The sequence below is a fragment of the Spirulina sp. 06S082 genome (assembly GCF_034932145.1).
Lineage (GTDB): Bacteria > Cyanobacteriota > Cyanobacteriia > Cyanobacteriales > Spirulinaceae > CCY15215.
Map to the genome: position 1 here is coordinate 1 of NZ_JAYGHV010000011.1, position 18,710 is coordinate 18,710.

Genomic DNA, 18,710 nt, shown 5'->3' on the forward strand with positions numbered 1-18,710 from the left:
AGTGCGATTGAATTACCACTGATGAGTGCAATAATTTGCGATCGCCGGAATGAAACTGTATCTTCCAGCAAGGGACGCACCGGGATGCAGATGCAATAGATTGGTGGGTTGATTCGCTGCTCACCCGAATGCGGGGAGCCAGCCCCCTAGGATTCGAGGCCGTGCTTGTCTGGCATCCTGACCCCTAATATATAATTCAAGGAGGAATTAAACGTGGACTTTTTGTCCGATTTCTTGACGCGCTTTGTGGCGCAGTTACAGTCCCCGACACTCGGCTTTCTGATTGGTGGTATAGTCGTCGCTTCCCTCGGTAGCCGACTATCAATTCCAGATGCAGCCTATAAGTTCATTGTCTTCATGCTACTCATGAAAGTCGGGCTAACCGGTGGACAGGGGATCCGCGACTCCAATCTGGCGGAGATACTTTTGCCCGCATTGTTCGCCGTGGCAATGGGGATCCTTATCGTATTCATTGGGCGCTACACGCTATGCGCGCTGCCGAAGGTCAAAGTCGAGGATGGCATTGCGACTGCGGGCTTGTTCGGTGCCGTGAGTGGTTCTACCCTCGCCGCCGCCCTGACGATACTGGAAACGCAAGGTGTCTCATACGAGCCTTGGGCCGCCGCACTCTATCCCTTCATGGATATTCCAGCCCTCGTGACCGCGATCGTCTTGGCCAGCATTTATACCAAAAAGCAGCGCGATACCCCAGTTGAGTCTCTCAGCGAGCAGCGCGTTACCGCAGACGGGTATACCAATGAGCGGCGCAATGAGCGGCGCATTACCGCACGTGGGTATCCCAAGCGCGATACTGCAGGCAAGCGGGTCAAGATATGGCCTATCGTGAAGGAAAGCCTTCAAGGTTCTGCTCTATCGGCACTGCTGCTCGGTCTCGCTCTCGGCCTGCTAACCCGGCCGGAAAGTGTTTATGAAAGCTTCTACAGTCCCCTCTTCCGAGGGCTGCTTTCGGTACTGATGCTGGTAATGGGTATGGAGGCGGCTGCAAGGCTTGGCGAGCTACGCAAGGTGGGACAGTGGTACGCCATATATGCCTTTGTGGCACCACTGCTGCATGGGTTCATCGCCTTCGGTCTTGGCATGATTGCCCATTACATTACGGGATTCAGCCTTGGCGGTGTCGCGATCCTAGCCGTTATCGCCGCCTCCAGTTCAGACATCTCAGGGCCGCCCACTTTACGAGCCGGTATTCCGTCGGCCAATCCCTCCGCCTACATCGGCTCGTCCACAGCCGTCGGCACGCCGGTGGCGATCGCCTTGGGAATACCGATCTTCGTCGGGCTTGCCCAGGCGCTGGGCGGCTGAATCCCAGACGGGTCGAGGTCTTCCGGCGCTCCCCTAGCCCAGCGACCAACGCGGCAGCTAGATCGGCGCGATAGCGCGCGGTGCTGCCGTTTTTCTAAATTTCTATGTTGTTCAATAAATACACACATCATCAAGAGGTAACATATATGACCCAGCAAGCCAGCAAGCTCGTTATCGTCACGGAAAAGTTGTTGCTGAAAAAAGTCGCCAAGATCATCGACGAAGCCGGGGCTACCGGTTATACGGTGGTGGACGCTGGTGGTAAAGGCAGTCGCAACGTGCGCTCGTCGGGACGACCCACCGTTTCCGACACCGACTCGAATATAAAGTTTGAGGTGCTTGTTCCCAATCGGGAAATGGCTGTAAAGATTTCGGATGAGGTCGCAGCTCAGTTTTTCGACGATTATTCGGGCATCGCCTATCTCTGTGACGTGATGGAAGTACTGCACGCGCACAAGTTCTAATTCAAAACCTAGCCGATCGAAACCAAATATATTGGGGTAGTGCGATAAGGTTAGGATGAGAGGGATGGCGATCGCCATCCCTTTTAAAATGAGAATAGTAAGATTTAATCAATCTTCATGGCCGCAAAATGTTCCAATAATAAACGATGAATAAAAATATAACCTCCTCCCACCTTCTGCATAAAAATTAACTGGGTTGCATAATCTAAAAAACGAGCATAATTCCAAGGAATTGACTTATCAAAATATAAAATAATCCGTAAGGTGAAATGTTGCAAACAAGCAATTCCTGCTGGAGAAGCTATCCCAAAAACTAGCCCAATGATTGCACCAAAAAGCAAAGGCAATCCTATTAATTCTACCACAATTGAGAGAGAAATAACACCAATTAAAGCAAAAAATGCCATATTTTTTGCAGATTGCCAAATACCTTGATTGGGAATCGTTCGCTGTTGAATTCCTTCTCCCCCTAACCCGCGCAATAAGATAAAAACGACTCCGCTTCCCCAACCACTCAACCCATAAAGACAGCCTTCCCACCAGAATCGACTCCAACCGAAAAACAAACCAAAACAAAGATAAGCAATCAGAGAAACGATCGCCACGATAACCCCAATTCGCATCCCCGGTAAAAATGCTTCTTTAGCTTTCAGAGAAGACCATTTTACCATCTCTACGGGTTCGATCTTGGCGATCGCCAATCCGAACATTAAACCGACAATAATTCCACCTGCTATTCCTAAAATCATACCGGCAATAATGCCGCTATTAATGCCTCGTGTCATGGTTAAATTAATTCCTGACCCAATTCCAGAAATCAATCCCCCTAATATCCCAACCCCTAACGCATAACTCCACTGTTTTGTTTTTGTTTCCAACCAACTTGGCTGCATTCTTTCAATTAAAAACACAGTTTGCGATTCCTTAACCATTTGTTTCGCTAAACGAATTAGCCATCGACGCGCCCATTTTTTAGGATATATTTGTTCGGAAAAGCGGCGATCGAACATTCTTTCGATATAAGTATCAAACAGATGATTGCGAAGTTCTGTTAATTCTTGACTGGGTAAATCTTGCATATTCATGCCGCGATAAGCAAGGGTCATAATACTTAACATCAACGGCGATCGCGCTAATTCTTGTAAAGATTCATCGATATCTAGGGCTTGATGAAAAGCGGTCAATCCTGAACCAATTCCATCTAAATACAAGCGAATTTGTTCTAAAGTTAAAGGTTGTAAATAAATTGCCGCTTGAAAGGATAATTGCGAAGAAAGTCGTTCATAATCTTTAATTCTGCTACAAACAATAATTTCCGTTTGTCCGTTATCCTGACAAAATTGATTTAAGACTTTGACGCAACTTTGTTGTTGTTCGGAATTGACTTCATCTAAGCCATCAAGTAACAGCAAAAGTTGTTGTTCTTGAACCCAAACTTTCCCTAATTCCGGAGAAACTTGATATTTGCGATGCAATTCTGCAATTAACCAATCTTGTATTGATTGTTGTTCTCCCAACCATGAAGAAAGATTAAAAATAACGGGTAAAGGTTGACTTAAATCGACTTCTATGCGGGCAATAATATCGCGGGCAAGTTCGAGAAGTGTTGTGGTTTTTCCCGAACCGGGTTCTCCTAAAATTAAGAGAGTTCTACCGATCCCAAGTTCGTCAAATTTATCAATCACTCGCATTCGAGAAGAGAGATTTTCGCGATCGCTTTCTGCGTTTTCCCAAACCATTCCCCAGGGTTTGGCGATCGCTTCGGGACGTTCTTCAATACCCAATTCTAGCAAAACTCGACCGTGTAAGGAGTTCTCTAAAACCCCTTTAATCCAATAATTTTTCACTTTATTGAGTAAAATTTTACGGTTGCGATACTCTTCTCGCGATAAAGTTTTTGGGGTAGAAAGTTCTGGGGGAATTTGCGTGCGATCGGGAGATTGAAAAGGGGTATTTATTTTAGGATTTGAGATTGATAATGGTTGAGTTATGATATCCGTTTGGCTTTCATAATTTTCATTAAATAATTCTTCTAATGTTTGCAAAGCAAGAGAAGCATTTTGATAGCGTTGGTGGTGATCGTAGTGAATCATTTTACCCAAAAAATGGATAAAATCATCGCTAATAGGAATAGGAGTTTGGAGAAGATTGCAGCTTAATTCATCATTGCGATCGCGGGGAAGTTCGGACACATTTAAACCCGTTAATGCCCGCATTGCAACGATTCCTACGGCATAAAGATCGCTGCTAAATTTAGGTTTTGCTGCTCGTTGTTCGCTGGGCATATAGAGAGGAGAACCCACGACAACAGTATAACTTGTTTCCCCTGTTATTGTCGTGATTTGGCTAACTTCCTTGACTGCACCAAAATCGATTAAAATAATGGCGCGATCGCTTTCTCTGCGAATTAAATTTGCAGGTTTAATATCTCGGTGAATCGTATGGCGATCGTGAACGAATGCTAATACTTTTAAGATATCTTTCACTAAGGCGATCGTTTTAGTTTCAGACCAAGGTGTTCCGATAATGAGTTCTTGGTCTAATGTTTCTCCTTGAATATATTCTTGGACTAAATAAAACTCTTCTTCTTGCTCAAAATGCGCCAATAAACGCGGAATTTGGGGATGATCTCCTAATTGATAGAGAGTTTCTGCTTCGCGATCGAAGAGATTTTTCGCAATTTGTAAACTATGAGTATCATTAAATTTAGGTTGGAGTTTCTTCACCACACAGATAGGATTTCCGGGTAAATGAATATCCTGTGCGAGAAAAGTTTGCCCAAATCCTCCCCCACCTAAATGTCGAATTACCTGATAGCGATTAGCTAAAATAGTTTCCATAGTCACCCTTTGTTATATTCAATTTTAGCAAAATATTCCAATAATAGCCGATGAATAAAAATATAACCTCCACCTACCTTTTGCAAAAAAATCAATTGTGTAGCATGATTAAGAAAGCGGGCATAATTCCAAGGAATGCGACCATCAAAATAAAGAATTGTTCGCAAAATTAAATGTTTAATACAGGCTTCTCCTCCTCCTGTAGCCAAACCAAATACCATCCCAAAACAACCCCAAAAAATAATCGACCAACTAATGAGATCGGCAGCGATCGCAAAAACAATAAAGCCAATCGAACCAAATAATAATGAACTTTTTGCTGATTGCCAGATTCCTTGATTGGGAAGAGCAATCGTTTCAATTCCAGGACTTTTAAAGCCTTGCACAATACCAAACATAATACCAATGCTAACACCAAAAACCAAACCTCGCAAGGGAATATCTTGATGAGTTTGCAGCCAGGTAAGATTGAAAACTCGCCAATGTAAAGGACTGGTTAAACCTTCATATAAAATACGAATTGTCGTCCCTAAAAATGCGCCTAAAACTGTCCCAATTAAGAGATTATCACGCCCTCGTTTCCACGACCATTTTAATGCTTCAATCGGTTGAACCCGATAAATCCCAAAAATTGACCAAGATAATCCTGCACCTACTAATAGCGTGACGATTAGTTTATCTAGAGGTAGAAAAACATTAAAAAATAAGCCAGCAATTAAAAAATAAGTTATAATTAAACTCATTAGATAAATAATACGATGCCGCTTTTTCTTTAACCAATTAGGTTGTATTCGTTCGAGCAAAAAAACAGTTTGAGAGCTTTTTTCCATTTGTTTTGCTAGTTGACTCAGCCATTTTTGTGCTTGTTTTCTTGAGTAATTATTATTGTTACCGCGACGATTAAACATTCGTTCAATATAGGCACGAAATAAATGATCTTTCTGTTCTTCTATGCTTCTTTGAGGTTCATTTTCAAGGGGCATATCTTGATAAGTTAAAGTCATAATGCTTAACATGAGAGGAGACTGTGCTAATTCCTGTAATGTTTCATCGTTTTGTAAGGTTATTCTTAAGGTATAAAAACTCTCTCCCATTGTTTGTAAATAGTTTTGAATTTGGTCTTGAGTTAAAGGTTGTAAGTAAATTGCAGCTTGAAAAGACAAGCGCGAAGGTAAATTTTCATAATCTCGAATGCGACTACAAGCAATTACTTCTGTTTGACCAAACTCTATACAAAATTGATTGAGAGATTCAATACAAGATTGTCGTTTTTCGATATTCACTTCATCTAAACCATCGAGAAGCAATAAGAGTTGTTGTTGTTCGATCCATTTCTTACTAATTCCTTTTGCAACTTGATATTTTGTATTCAGTTCTTCAACGATCCATTGAGCAATAGTTCGCTTGCGATCGCCCCAAGAAGAGAGGTTAAAAACAACTGGAATAGGGAGAGAAGTATCTCTATTTGCGCGGGTAATTAAATCTCGTGCTAATTCTAACAAAGTTGTCGTTTTTCCCGAACCCGGTTCGCCTAAAATCAACAAAGTTCTACCGGCACCTAGTTCATCAAATTTATTAATAATACGAATTCCCGAAGCAAGAGATTGACAGGGTGTATCGCTACTTTCCCAAATTAATCCCCAAGGACGATCGACTGCATCCAGTCTTTCTTCTAACCCTAACTCAATCAATGCTTTACCATGTAGTGAAGTTTCTAAAACTCCTTTGATCCAATAATTTGTAACTTTATTCAGTAAAATTTGACGATTGCGCGATTCCTCTCGAGAGAGAGTCGGTACGTTTAAAAAGTCGTTATATTCGGGAGGAAGTTCTGTCGGAGGTTCGGTTTTTGGGAAAATCAATTCGGTTTTTTCAGAATTGGCGATCGCGTTTGAGGTGGAGATCGTCGCTAAAGTCGCTTCCGTTCCCGATCGCTCTCGATCTAGGTTAAAATCTAAGTGTTTTAAGGTTTGTAATGCTTCCGTTGCGTCAGTATAGCGCTGTCGATAATCATAACGCACCATGCGATCGAGAAAGTCGGTTAACTCTGGACTAATAGGGATAGATAGATCGAAAAGATGCGCGTAAATTTCTCCGGTTTTATCGTAAGGAAATTGACTGGGAGACAAACGACTTAAGGCTTGAAAAGCGAGAATTCCCACTGCATAAATATCGCTGCTAAATTGAGGCTTAAATGCTTGTTGTTCGGGAGGCATATAACCGGGAGTTCCGATCGCAACCGTCAGATCGCTGTCTACTTGGGAACGAACTTGTTTAACTGCACCAAAGTCAATCAAAACGATCTCGCGATCGCGTTTTCTGCGGATAATATTGGCTGGTTTAATATCTCGATGAATGACTTGAGATTGATGCACAAAAGCCAGAACTCTTAAGAGATCGCGAATTAAAGTAATGATTGCTTCTTCTGTCCATAAACTACCCTTGTGTAACTCCTGCGCTAAAGTTTCCCCTTCAATATATTCTTGGACTAAATAAAATTCTCCATTTTCCTCAAAATGTGCCAGCAAACGGGGAATTTGTGGATGTTCTCCCAATTTGTACAGCATTTCTGCTTCGCGATCGAAAAACCGTTTTGCCATTTCTAAACCGTCTTCACTGTCTAAGTTAGGCTTAAGCAGTTTAACAACACATAATGGATGTTTGGGTAAATGAATATCTTTTGCTAAAAAGGTTTGACCAAATGTTCCTCGTCCCAAACGTTGAATGATTTGATAGCGACCTGTTAAAATTTCATCCATAAATAAAACGGTAAAAGTTCAGAAGTTGGGAAGAATCAAGCTAAACCTCTAATATTAACTTCCCATCGTACCGAAATTTCCCCGATGTTCGCGCCATTCTTCCTCTAAAATGGCATAGAGAAGAACATCTTCAAAAACACCCCATTTTCGAGTGCGATCGCGCAACAATCCTTCTTGACGCATTCCCAGTTTGTGCAGAATGCGCCCAGAGGCTGGATTTCGTGCCATATAGTGAGCGTAAATGTGGTGAAGGTGTTAAAACCTCAAATCCATAGGCGATCGCGCTTCTTGCGGCTTCACTGGCATACCCTCGACCCCAGAATTCTACCCCAATCCAGTAGCCCAGTTCTGCTTGTAGATGTTCCGATTCAATATCTCGCAAGGCGATCGCGCCAAATTATATTCAATAATGACGAGATCGTGCTAAAAATAAGATTAACGTTAAATATCTAAAAGGAGTTACTTAATGTCAGAAGAAATTGGTTTGGCTGAACTTATTACTAAAATCAAGGAAGATTTAGCAAAGACGAATAAAGAATCTCCTGCTTTTTTGGTCGAGAAAATTGAATTAGATCTGCAAGTGACGGTTTCTAAAGGAAGAGAAGTTCAAGGTAGCGGCGAAGCAAAAATCGAGCCCCAAATCAATATTTTCTCTTTGGATGTATTAAAATTAGGAGAAGCTGGAATCAGTGGAGAGGCCAAAGCAAGTTTGAATCGAGAAGATATACATTCTATCAAAATAACACTAACTCCAGTTTTCTTAAATGAAAAGTTGATGGATTATTTAGAAAAATCAGATCCTGAAACGGCGAAAAAAGTTGAAGAATCAGTGAAGAAAATTAATCTTCAAGGGTCTGATGACGAGTTTGAAAACTGATGGGAGAACTAAGTGAAAAAACTCAGGTTGATTTTGTCATCGATTGATGGCATAAATTTCACAATTATTGCAGATGAATTTGGAGAAGAACGCTCCAAACTTCCTTTTTCTGATAGTCGGGGCGATTCTCGACTATTTACGGTGCTTAGAAGTTTGGATAAGATTGGAACGGGCTACAAAATCAATGAAAAAGACGATCGCGATTGGATGATAGCAGAGAATTTTCTCTCTCCGGAAAACAATCAATTTTTTCATCCCGATATGGCCAAAAATATTGGTCGAAAACTCTATGAATCTTTATTCATTGGCAAAATTGAAAAGGCACTCTTGACGGCATTAGCAGAAGCGAAAGGAGAACGTTTACATATTTCAATCCAATATGATGCTAATGTTATTGAATCTTCTTATTTATCTTTATATCCTTGGCAATTAGCCCACGATGGGGCAGAATTCTTAGCCGATCGCCAGGTTAGCTTTTCCTATCTCATTGCTCATCCTAATCTGCTACCTCAAGGAAAAAGAACGGTCGAGCAAATTAAAGTTTTACTCATTCCATCGGCTGCTTCTAATGAGCAATATCAGCCGATCGAATCGAAAAAGGCTGTCATTGGTCAGGGATTGCAAAAAGCCATTCAAGGAGGTCGCATTCGTCTGCTATCTTGGTATAATAAAGAAACTGAAACCCCAACGAGAGAAAGACTGCGAGCTTATTTGACAGAACAGGACGAACAACCAGATATTATTCATTTTGACGGGCATGGTTTTTTCAAGAAAAAATGTCCCAAACTGGAATGTTCTGAAAGTGATGTAGCCAAAATCTTTCATTCTCTTAGCGATTTTCAATGCAAAGTTTGCAAGAGTCCTTTAGAAAAAGCGCAAGGTTTTCTTTGCTTTGAAAGCGATTCTTCTGAAATAGATTATATGAGTGGGGATGATTTTGCTAGATTAGTGGGACAAAGTAAGCCGGCTCTTGTTATAATTACAGCGTGTAAATCGGCTCTGGCTTATAAAAGCGATTCAGTTTTTAATGGTGTAGCTCAGAAACTTTTGCGCTATGTACCTGCCGTCATTGCAACTCCTTTTAGCATTTCTGAAAAGAGTGCAACTGATTTTGTCGAGCAATTTTATCGAGCATTGGGAGCAAAGAAATCTTTGCTAGAAGCAGTCAAACTCGCTTCGGATGCCATGCACTATCATAAGTATGAATGGTATCGTCTTATCCTCTTTTTGCGTGCCGATCGCGATGAAGAGGGTAATCTGTTTGAGTTCGACGCGATTGAGCCTCCTGAATACGATCGCCACGATCCCAAAATCAAAAAACTTCAAGAAGATATCGAACAATTAGAACAAGAGTACGAAGGTATGAGTCAGGATGCTAGAAATGCTTTGACTTCAGTTATGCGAGGTCGTTTGGGAAAACAAGCCGATATACTTTATGATGAATTGAGCTTGAAAAAAGAGGAATTGCATAACCTTTTACACTAATTTTACACTAATTATTAAATTTTAAGATTGGTAATGAACTTTAGTTTAGATAACGATCCAAAGATTAAAAAACTTCAAGAGGATATGGAGCAGTTAAATCAAGATTACGAAGGTATTAGTCAGGATGCTAGAAATGCTTTGGATTCTGTTATACGAGGTCGTTTGGAAAAGCAGGCTGAAAAGATTTATGACGAGTGGAAGCTAAAAAAGGCGGATTTGGAAGAGCTAAGAGAAAAGTTAAATCTAACTCGTTCTCAAGAAACAAATAACAAAAATATTATTTATGTAGAATCTCAGACAAAATTATTGAATTTTGATTATAAGCAAGCACTACAAAGATTTTCTAAAACAATTGAAAAAATTCACTGTAGAGAGGGAGGAGCAAGATTTTTTGTTATCGAGAAATGTTTGTCTAATGGAGGTAAATATTGCAGCAAAAAACTCATTCATTATTTGCAGCAAACAATAACTAAGGGTAAATTTTTCGAGAAAAAAATTCAGTCGATTCCAGGCGAACAACAAAATAAACAGGAATTTTTACGGCGTTTAGCCGGCGAATTACATCTCGATATAAACTCTGAATTTTTGGAGAGAGATATTATTCAAAAAATTCATTCTTTATTTGCTAAAGATGATTCTGGACTTGCTCATTTTTTCCATTTTTCGGGCTATAAAATTCTCGCAAAAGACAAAACATTTTGGAATTGGTTTATTGATAGTTTTTGGACTCAGCTCATTACAAGTTTGCCCAATCATCCGTATTTAAAGTTAATTTTTTTGTTTGAGTTAGATGTAGAAATTCCCAAAGATATATCCGTACAATATATTTGTACTTCTTTTGCTGAAGCTAGTCCTAATAAAATTGTTAAATTACCTTTAAAAAGATGTCAGATGAAAGAAATCGAAAATTGGTTATATAATGATTCTGACTTTTCTCGTTCTGTTTGCGAGCAAATTCTTCAGACAATTGAGGAAGAAACCGAACGAAAACCCAATCTCGTCTATGAAAAATTTCTCGAACTTCTAAACCAATAAATTATTACCATAAATTTCATGAGTAAAGTAACTGACGATTTTTACATCGACCCTGAATATCAACTTAAAGATATTCTTTCGGATATTAAAGCCGATATTCCACAAGAATCAGAACCCTACTATTGTAGCGCCCAATCTGGACTGATAAAAGCTGTCAATCTTTCTATCTATTTGAGGCGACCTCTATTATTAGAAGGAGAAGCGGGTTGCGGGAAAACTCGTCTGGCTAGAGCGATCGCCTATAAACTGAGACTACCTTACTATCGTTGGGATGTTCGTTCTAACAGCAAAGCACAAGATGGGTTGTATACCTATGATGCTATCTTGCGCTTGCACGACGTACAAATTCAAAAATTAGCTAATTCTTCAGAGATAGAAAGTGAAAATCCTCCCAAAAATCAAGGAAAAACAACGACGAGAAACCCCAGTAAAGCTGAAGATTATCGCAAGTTAGGAGCTTTGGGTCAGGCTTTTAATTTTAAAGGATGTCCTTCTGTGGTTTTGATTGATGAAATCGATAAAGCTGGGATCGATTTTCCCAACGATTTATTAACCGTGCTGGATGAACCTTGGCAATTTACGATTCCCGAAACGGGCGAAACGATTGAAGCGATCGCGCATAATAGACCGATTGTTATTATTACCAGCAATCGAGAGAAAGGCAACCTTCCTGCTCCTTTTTTACGGCGTTGTATTTATTTCTATCTCGAATTTCCCAAGGGACAATTAGAGGAAATTGTCCGAGTGCATGACGAAAAAGCTCAACGCGCGACAGGTAAAACAAACAGCAAAAAAAGTCAAGAAAATATCATAGATCGAGGAATAGATTGCTTTTTGAAAATTCGCGAGGATGACAGTTTGCTGAAGAAACCGGGAACAAGCGAATTTTTAGACTGGCTCGAAGCACTCAGGAATTTTGATAAAGATATTCCCAATCCAGTCAGGCAACTAACTAAAGGGAATTTAATTCCTTATCGGGAATTGTTGTTCAAACATTCCGAAGATTGGTGTAGATATAAAGATTGGAGGATTTCGTGAAAGATTTTGACTCCCAACAAATGCTTGATGAGGTTTTCCAACGGGTGCGCCAAGATTTTCAAATCGGCACAAGCGAATATTTGGCAGCTTTGCAAGCATTAAGAGGAGGTTGGGGCAATAACGAAGAAGATTTGAGGGAAATGCTGCAATTATTATGGTGTCATTCTCTTTCTCAACAAGATCATTTTTTAGGGTTTTGGGATGCGAGTAAGGTTAGTTTGGCAGAAAAGAAAACTGAATCCGATCGCGATCGCCAACAACAGTCAGTTTCTCCAGCTTCTACAGATTTATCGCCCAAATCCGATGCGATCGCCAATACAATTACTCATGAAATCGGACCATTAAAACAACAAACTGCCTATCGTTTTGCCCCTGTTCCCACTCGCGCTCCTTTGACGGCAATGGATAGCGAAATGCCTGCGGTCTTTCCGACGGATTTTCCCCTGTCTCGGCGCGCAATGATTTACCATTGGCAATATATTAATCGTCCTGTCAAAGATGGCAGTGAGGATGTTTTAGATGTCAGCGAAACAGTGGAAAGAGCGGCACGACAGGGATTTTTCTTATCTCCCGCTTATACTCGGCAAGAAACCAATCACGCTCATTTGCTATTACTGATCGATCGCAATGGTTCCATGACTCCTTTTCATCCTCTGACCCGCGAATTAGTGAAAACTGCTCGCTGGGAAAGTAGTTTGGCAAAGTTGGATATTTTCTATTTTCACAATGTTCCAGCGACAAGCATCTATCGCGATCCTTATTTGATGGAATCGGTTTTGCTTGCTGAGGTGCTAAAAATGTGCGATCGCAATACGAGCGTGTTAGTGGTCAGCGATGGAGGAGCCGCGAGGGGATATCGTTCTTTGGCAAGAGTTCAAGCAACAACGGAATTTTTATTGGATATGGGGGAGAAAACCAGTTATATTGCATGGTTGAATCCCATACCCAAAAACCGTTGGTATCGAACCTCTGCCCAATTTATTGCCGATCGCGTGCCGATGTTTCCTATGGATAACCAAGGATTGAGTCATGCGATCGATACTATTATGGGGAAAAAGCTCTCTCAGTATCGTTAAAATCAGGAATGGCAGTAATTGACTTGTTTGTTGAGGAGAAAGAACAAGCGAAAAAAAATGTAGACCGCTTCGTGAGCCGTTTTGATGAATCCTATCGGCTGCTTGTCTATCATGCTGCGATTCCTTTAATTGTTACTCCCGAACTTCTCAATTACTTGCGGCATCAATTTTTGCGGGGACGAGTTTCTTGGGTGGCAGAAGTCGATCTACTGCTCTCTGATTTATTTAGTCCGGTGGGTTATGAATTATATGCGATGGAGTCTCCAGTTCGTGCTTATCTACTGGAAAATCTTGAGACATTTTTTCAGGTGCAAGGATTGAAGGAGAAGCACTTACAAGAAGTAGCTTTGATTTTATTGAGTTATATTAAACATCTTGCTCGCACTCATTCTTTTTTACGCCCTCCTGAATTGCAGGCACAGCAATGGGCAGCGATGGTTTGTTTGGAAGATAAAAAAGAGCAAGTTTATCAAGAAATTAAGGCGGCATTTCAGCAATGCGGAAGTGAAGCAGAATGGGCGAGACTGACGCAAATTACAGGAGAACTCAGCCCTCAGTTAAGCGGTTATCCTTCTTTTATTAAGTTTACTGAGTTATTGAGAGATTTATTACTCGAGGGAAAGCCGGACTCGAAGGAAAAAAGAGAGGCGATCGCGCAACTCGGTCGAGAGTTAGAAATTGATTTATCTGGGTTGGGAATTGGAGAAAGACAAACCTTTCAAGAGTTAGAAATAGATTTTCAAAAATCGAGAGTTAGAGGAGGAAAAAATTATGCGATCGCGATCGGCATCAACAATTACAATTATTTTCGTTCTTTACAATATGGCAAGCGAGATGCAGAGGCGATCGCAACTTGGTTCGAGCAACAAGCCTCAACCGATCGCGTTTTTCGATTTAGCGAAGATTCTCCTTCAATTGATGTTGCTGGCGATCGGCAGATTATTACCAAACCAACATATAGTAATTTACTCTCATTTTTAAGCGCACTAAAATCGTTATTAATGCCAGAAGATAGAGTGTGGTTTTTCTTTTCAGGTCATGGCTGTCGAAAGAGAGATAAAGACTATTTGATGCTAAGTGATAGCGACCCTAAAGAGGTAGAATCTACAGCTATCTCTGTGGATAATATCGCTCGACAATTGTTTGATTTTGGAGCAGGTCGGGTGATTTTGCTATTAGATGCCGAACGTTATTCTATTTCAGAATCTTCTTCAGATTCCCTCTCGAATGCAGTTTTATCTTTAGAGCAACAGTTGAGCCAAGAATTGAGAGGCGATCGCGGTCTGGCGATCTCTTATTCTTCCAGTCCCGAACAAATGTCTTATGAAATCGAGCAATTGGAATATGGTAGCTTCACCTACACTTTGTTGGAAGCTCTTTCTTCAACTCAAGGAAATATTAGCATGGAACACCTCGGACAGTTCTTTCAAGAGCGTGTCGTGCAACTTAACGAGCAGTATGGGAAACCAACGCAAACGCCGCAAAGTTTTATTTCTCCTGCAAGTCTGCGAGAGTGGATTCCCTTTCCTGCAAACCTTCAGGTATTTGACTATAAAACCCCTACTGTCAATCGTCTCGGTGAAATTATTAAGCAAGATACTCGACTCGCTCAATATTTCAGCCAAGATTTGGGGAATGGTGTCTCCGTGGACATGGTAGCTATCCCTGGTGGGACGTTCCAGATGGGTTCGCCAAAAGGGGAAGGATCTTCCCGAGAAAGACCGCAACATGAAGTGACCGTGCAACCCTTCTTCATGGCTAAATATCCCATCACTCAGGCGCAATGGAGGGCGATCGCATCTCGTAAAGATTTGCGGTGCGATCGCGACCTCGATGATCTCGATCCTTTTTATTTCAAGGGCGATAATCGTCCTGTAGAGAGAGTCAGTTGGTATCAAGCAGTAGAGTTTTGCAAGAGGCTGTCGAAGCTAACAGAGCAAGAATATCGACTTCCCAGCGAAGCCGAGTGGGAATATGCCTGTCGTGCTGGGACGACGACTCCGTTTTCCTGTGGCGAAACTATTACCAGCGAACTGGCGAACTATGATGCTAGTAGAACCTATGCTGGCGAACCCACGGGGCAATATCGAGAAGAAACGACTCCTGTTGGACAGTTTCCCCCGAATGCCTTTGGCTTGTACGATATGCACGGAAATGTTTTGGAATGGTGTATGGATGAGTGGCACGAGAATTACAACAAGGCTCCTACTGATGGTAGTGCTTGGGTAAAAAATGAGAATGATAATCGTTCTCAAAAAGAGAAAGGAGATCGCGATCGCTCTCCACTGCGGGGCGGTTCTTGGTTGTACTACCCAAATGACTGCCGCTCTGCCTACCGCAGCGGCAATGTCTACAGGCGCGGCGATAACAGCAAGATCGTCGGTTTTCGCGTGGTGTGCGGTGCCGGGAGGACTTCTTCCCTTTTTCTCTCTTAACCCTTTTTACTTTGTTTCACTTCTTTTCTCTCATTCTTCTCAGAAACTCAGCCTCTTGCTTATAGTGCTGCAGTACCACAACAAACTATATCTCAATAAAACTACCTTTTTGTCAATGCTTTCTTCATAAACATTCATTTTTTTGGTAGAGAATGTTTTTATCGATCCAATCGGATAAAAAAGGGTGGATCGGCGCAAACCCTTAACCTAACGTTACCAAACTGGCAAATTGCTACAAAATGGGCAACTATATCTCCTCTCCTTAAAATAGCAGATGTACTGCCCAGATGCAAACAACGCTAACTCGCGGCTTGACAAGAACAAATTCTCTAGATTAAGAAACGTTAAGCCCCTCAATTAATAGAAAAAACAAAATAGAATAATGAAAAGTATAGCTTATGATTATGTACCCCTTTCCGCACTTCATCGACGTTATTTTATCACTTTAAGCAACATTTCAACTTCTTTAATCAAATTATTATAAAGCGCACTTTCTTGTAAAAGTAATTGTAAATCTGAAAGGCGATCGGGATAGCGATCGCGCCAAAGTTGACTCGGTACAAAATTGGTTTGCACTAACTCAAAATCAACATTCAAATATAGTGCCAGAGGTGTATTGGCACAGCCTTGATTTTGCCATTCTTGGTTTAAGCGACGAGAAAACATACTCAGTCCTGAAGGCGTAATTGGTCGCACATGAGTAGGATCGTGAATGAAATCATCATGACGGGGATGAGGAACAATAATATGAATCGTCGCACCATTGGCACAAATGCGATACATTTCCTGAATAATCTGCAAATAAGTATCGGTTTGCTGTCCGAGATGTTCGAGAACATGAATCAGTTTAATCTCAATGATGCTATTATCTTGCCACGGCCAAGGAAAAGTTTCTAAATCGAACTTTAAATCGGGATTTCCAAAGCGATCGACATTGATATAACCTTGCAACGATTTGAACCCACAGCCGAGATTTAAGCGTAGATTTGACATAATGATGCTCCTTTTGGGTGGACATTGCCCACCCTATTTATTGAATTATTTAACTAATTTCTTCCAAATCTACCCACTCATCAGAAGAATCATCTTCATCAATATAATGAATCCGATATTGGTCGCCGTCAATCTTTTTAATAATCCCAGCATACCACTCCTCCTCATCTTCATCCCAAACCCGAACTTTTTGACCGATCGCATAGCCATTATCGTCAGCGTCAGGGCGATCGCCAGACCGAACATTTTTCTCTTTTATCCATTCATCCTCTGAAGACCCGTAACCCGTATAATGTACAAAATAACGATTTGTCCCATTTTTAACTTTAATTTGTTTAATCGTCGCTTCGTACCAATCTTCCTCATCTTTATCCCAAACTTCAATCTTGTCCCCAATAGAAAATTCAGCATTTTCTCCCCCTCCAGAATTATCCGCTTCTGGGGCATTTTGTAAATCTTCCTTCACCAAAGCATAAGCATCTAAAATTAAACGACGGGAAACACTTTGAATGCCAGTATGTTCGTAATAATTAGTCGTTTGATCCAAAACTGCCGCCACAAAATCCAAATTATCATCAGCAATTTGTACAAACTGCCCTAAACTACTAGAAATGGTTTGTGGGGTAATTCCTGTTTTCGCAACAAATCCATTCATCCATCCTTCTATTGCTTCAAAACATTGATTGAGAAAGCCAACGCGATCGCCCGTTGTCTTGCCTGGTAATCGGTCTTGAATGCCGATAAAAACAGGATTTTGAGAAATAACTCCGGCATCAATACCATTAATAATCTCGTGAATTTTAGTCAGAAAATTCGGACCCAAAGGCAAAACGCCATCGATGCAAACTAACGCAACCATCCGCATAAAACTCGCACCTTGATAGTTTTCCGCGAGAGAGGTGGCAAATTGTTGAGGGTTGGGTTGGGGAAGTCCATTTAGTTTGCAAAAAGCAATAACTTCGATCGCAATTTTTAGCAATAAGTCAATAGTTTGAGTCGTGTCAGCTTTGGGGGTAATATTGCCCAGGAAAGAGAGAAAACTAATTTTTTCACCAACTTTATTCGCTAATGCTGCCGTTGCCATCGCCACATCAGCCTTATCGATCGCCTGATACAACCCGATCGCCCCTTGATAACCCTTGTCAGGATCGAGATAGAGAGATGCAGCGCGATCGCGAATGCGTTGAATGGCTTTGAGATCGCTCTCTCCAGTAAGATGTCGAATATTTTCATCAAATCCCACGATATTATCCCACTGACCCGGAGCAATAAAATCCAGTGCTTTTAAAACTTTGACGGTGATATTATCTTTAGGGAGTTCGTCAACAAGTTGAACGATCGAATTACTCATCAGTTAATCCTCGCAACGTTAAGTGTTCGTGAGTTAAAACTCGGCAAATTTTGAGATGCTTCACTCCTTTTACAATAACCTTGAGAAGTTTTCCAAGCATTCTCTGGCGATCGCGATCGCATCTCCTCATCCCTTCCGATCGCATTTTTCACCCTATCTCCATCACCCCTCAACCTGCATGAATTCACGGAGAACTGGCGATAAAGTTCACGGTATCGGTGGGGATGCGATCGCGTCGCTATCCCCGCAAAAAGGCGATGATAAGGATATCGAGAGAAAAAACCCACAGAACTATGTTAGACCTCAAACTCATCCCCGGCGCAATCTCTGAAATCTTCGCTTCCTCTGCTCATACAGGCATTTTAACCCTCAGCGATCGCTACGGTTTACTCGCTGCAGCCCTTGATGAAAACCTCGACGAGAACGAACATCGAGCCATTAACCGCCTTCTCCGTGCCGTAAAACAGGGCAAAATTCAAATCGCTACAGTTTAATCGCCATCAGGGTTTTCCCCATTTTTCTCTCGAATTTAAGTTTCACTTGAGTCCTAATTTCCCCGATCCGATGGATGGGGGGATTTTTTTGGGCTTAAAATTTAGACAATCTCAAATAACAAAAAACAAAATAAAATGCAAAATACTCGTTTGAATAGTATCGCGAATGTACTCGGCGATCGCCTTTTGCAACTGATCGGCAACCCATGGCGGCGCATTTCCATTATTCTCCTTGCTTTATTTGTCGGCTTTTTTGCCTCTAGTGCCATTACTAGCACGACGGGACAACTTGCTATGTTAGATGTTTCTGCTGCCGCTATCTGTACTTTAAGCATCGAACTGATTAGCCGTTTTGCCTATAGCCGGGAACGAATGGCGCGATCGCGGACAACAACAAGACTAACCTTTTTTTGGGATGCCTTCAATGCGTTTAAAATTGGTGTTGCTTTTGGCTTTATTCTCGAAGCCTTCAAACTTAATTCCTGAGATCCCAGAATCTAACTTTCCTGTATTGATAATTATTCATTATTCATCGATCGT

General features: G+C 41.3%; 16 protein-coding genes. 11 read left to right on the forward strand and 5 right to left on the reverse strand.

Translation table 11 applies throughout. The features are described 5' to 3' along the window. The first annotated feature begins 213 nt into the window (after positions 1–213). Together VB714_RS02095 and VB714_RS02100 are read left to right on the forward strand one after the other, a co-directional pair. Complete coding sequence (locus VB714_RS02095) at positions 214–1,323, forward strand: sodium-dependent bicarbonate transport family permease (protein ID WP_323220687.1); 1,110 nt, start codon at positions 214–216, stop codon at positions 1,321–1,323. A 146-nt stretch (positions 1,324–1,469) separates the two neighbouring features. After that, positions 1,470–1,787: a P-II family nitrogen regulator gene (locus tag VB714_RS02100; protein WP_323220689.1), complete on the forward strand. Its 318-nt coding sequence runs from the start codon at positions 1,470–1,472 to the stop codon at positions 1,785–1,787. A 104-nt stretch (positions 1,788–1,891) separates the two neighbouring features. Here the strand turns inward: VB714_RS02100 and VB714_RS02105 are convergent, their stop codons facing one another. The 3 genes from VB714_RS02105 to VB714_RS27270 all read right to left on the reverse strand — a co-directional run bounded on the left by VB714_RS02105 (position 1,892) and on the right by VB714_RS27270 (position 7,732). Continuing rightward, entirely contained in the window at positions 1,892–4,627 is a 2,736-nt protein-coding gene (locus tag VB714_RS02105) for a protein kinase domain-containing protein (protein WP_323220691.1), read from the reverse strand. A 2-nt stretch (positions 4,628–4,629) separates the two neighbouring features. Further along, positions 4,630–7,386, reverse strand: coding sequence for a protein kinase domain-containing protein (locus VB714_RS02110; RefSeq protein ID WP_323220693.1), 2,757 nt, complete (start codon positions 7,384–7,386; stop codon positions 4,630–4,632). A gap of 130 nt (positions 7,387–7,516) precedes the next feature. Further along, positions 7,517–7,732 carry a GNAT family N-acetyltransferase gene (locus tag VB714_RS27270; RefSeq protein ID WP_416309582.1) on the reverse strand — a complete coding sequence of 72 codons (216 nt, stop codon included), beginning with the start codon at positions 7,730–7,732 and terminating at the stop codon, positions 7,517–7,519. On the opposite strand from VB714_RS27270, the gene VB714_RS02120 reads away from it, so the two are divergent. The 7 genes from VB714_RS02120 to VB714_RS02150 all read left to right on the forward strand — a co-directional run bounded on the left by VB714_RS02120 (position 7,633) and on the right by VB714_RS02150 (position 15,332). After that, the gene (locus tag VB714_RS02120) at positions 7,633–7,839 is read left to right on the forward strand and encodes a hypothetical protein (RefSeq protein ID WP_323220698.1); all 207 of its coding nucleotides are present in this window, start codon (positions 7,633–7,635) and stop codon (positions 7,837–7,839) included. The two genes, VB714_RS27270 and VB714_RS02120, sit on opposite strands and share 100 nt — an antisense overlap. Before the next feature lie 13 nt (positions 7,840–7,852). Further along, positions 7,853–8,263: a trypco2 family protein gene (locus VB714_RS02125; RefSeq protein ID WP_323220700.1), complete on the forward strand. Its 411-nt coding sequence runs from the start codon at positions 7,853–7,855 to the stop codon at positions 8,261–8,263. 12 nt (positions 8,264–8,275) lie between these two features. Next, positions 8,276–9,748 (forward strand): CHAT domain-containing protein, encoded by a 1,473-nt coding sequence (locus VB714_RS02130; protein WP_323220702.1) that lies wholly within the window; start codon positions 8,276–8,278, stop codon positions 9,746–9,748. Between the two features lie 33 nt (positions 9,749–9,781). Then, positions 9,782–10,783: a hypothetical protein gene (locus VB714_RS02135; RefSeq protein WP_323220704.1), complete on the forward strand. Its 1,002-nt coding sequence runs from the start codon at positions 9,782–9,784 to the stop codon at positions 10,781–10,783. An 18-nt stretch (positions 10,784–10,801) separates the two neighbouring features. Next, positions 10,802–11,821, forward strand: a complete 1,020-nt coding sequence (locus VB714_RS02140; protein ID WP_323220706.1) for a MoxR family ATPase — start codon at positions 10,802–10,804, stop codon at positions 11,819–11,821. After that, entirely contained in the window at positions 11,818–12,897 is a 1,080-nt protein-coding gene (locus VB714_RS02145) for a hypothetical protein (protein ID WP_323220708.1), read from the forward strand. The genes VB714_RS02140 and VB714_RS02145 overlap by 4 nt, the downstream gene beginning before the upstream one ends. A gap of 434 nt (positions 12,898–13,331) precedes the next feature. Continuing rightward, a complete protein-coding gene (locus VB714_RS02150) occupies positions 13,332–15,332 on the forward strand; it encodes an SUMF1/EgtB/PvdO family nonheme iron enzyme (protein WP_416309583.1) in 2,001 nt (666 codons plus the stop codon). A 432-nt stretch (positions 15,333–15,764) separates the two neighbouring features. Here the strand turns inward: VB714_RS02150 and VB714_RS02155 are convergent, their stop codons facing one another. Both VB714_RS02155 and VB714_RS02160 read right to left on the reverse strand, forming a co-directional pair. Next, entirely contained in the window at positions 15,765–16,325 is a 561-nt protein-coding gene (locus VB714_RS02155; RefSeq protein WP_323220712.1) for a hypothetical protein, read from the reverse strand. Positions 16,326–16,374: 49 nt separating this feature from the next. After that, a complete protein-coding gene (locus VB714_RS02160; protein ID WP_323220714.1) occupies positions 16,375–17,676 on the reverse strand; it encodes a Tudor-knot domain-containing protein in 1,302 nt (433 codons plus the stop codon). A 293-nt stretch (positions 17,677–17,969) separates the two neighbouring features. Here VB714_RS02160 and VB714_RS02165 point away from each other — a divergent pair, with 293 nt between their 5' ends. Both VB714_RS02165 and VB714_RS02170 read left to right on the forward strand, forming a co-directional pair. Continuing rightward, positions 17,970–18,170, forward strand: coding sequence for a hypothetical protein (locus VB714_RS02165; protein WP_323220716.1), 201 nt, complete (start codon positions 17,970–17,972; stop codon positions 18,168–18,170). Positions 18,171–18,305: 135 nt separating this feature from the next. Next, on the forward strand, positions 18,306–18,656 hold the full coding sequence (locus tag VB714_RS02170; RefSeq protein ID WP_323220719.1) for a DUF565 domain-containing protein: 351 nt from the start codon (positions 18,306–18,308) through the stop codon (positions 18,654–18,656). Positions 18,657–18,710: the final 54 nt, after the last annotated feature.

What these genes read in the sequence shown, in the direction of transcription:
- VB714_RS02110 (WP_323220693.1), bottom strand. Translation starts at nt 7,386, where the DNA reads ATGGATGAAATTTTAACAGGTCGCTATCAAATCATTCAACGTTTGGGA.
- VB714_RS02135 (WP_323220704.1), top strand. Translation starts at nt 9,782, where the DNA reads ATGAACTTTAGTTTAGATAACGATCCAAAGATTAAAAAACTTCAAGAG.
- VB714_RS02170 (WP_323220719.1), top strand. Translation starts at nt 18,306, where the DNA reads ATGCAAAATACTCGTTTGAATAGTATCGCGAATGTACTCGGCGATCGC.
- VB714_RS02155 (WP_323220712.1), bottom strand. Translation starts at nt 16,325, where the DNA reads ATGTCAAATCTACGCTTAAATCTCGGCTGTGGGTTCAAATCGTTGCAA.
- VB714_RS02105 (WP_323220691.1), bottom strand. Translation starts at nt 4,627, where the DNA reads ATGGAAACTATTTTAGCTAATCGCTATCAGGTAATTCGACATTTAGGT.
- VB714_RS02160 (WP_323220714.1), bottom strand. Translation starts at nt 17,676, where the DNA reads ATGAGTAATTCGATCGTTCAACTTGTTGACGAACTCCCTAAAGATAAT.
- VB714_RS02150 (WP_416309583.1), top strand. Translation starts at nt 13,332, where the DNA reads ATGGTTTGTTTGGAAGATAAAAAAGAGCAAGTTTATCAAGAAATTAAG.
- VB714_RS02140 (WP_323220706.1), top strand. Translation starts at nt 10,802, where the DNA reads ATGAGTAAAGTAACTGACGATTTTTACATCGACCCTGAATATCAACTT.
- VB714_RS02100 (WP_323220689.1), top strand. Translation starts at nt 1,470, where the DNA reads ATGACCCAGCAAGCCAGCAAGCTCGTTATCGTCACGGAAAAGTTGTTG.
- VB714_RS02125 (WP_323220700.1), top strand. Translation starts at nt 7,853, where the DNA reads ATGTCAGAAGAAATTGGTTTGGCTGAACTTATTACTAAAATCAAGGAA.
- VB714_RS02165 (WP_323220716.1), top strand. Translation starts at nt 17,970, where the DNA reads ATGTTAGACCTCAAACTCATCCCCGGCGCAATCTCTGAAATCTTCGCT.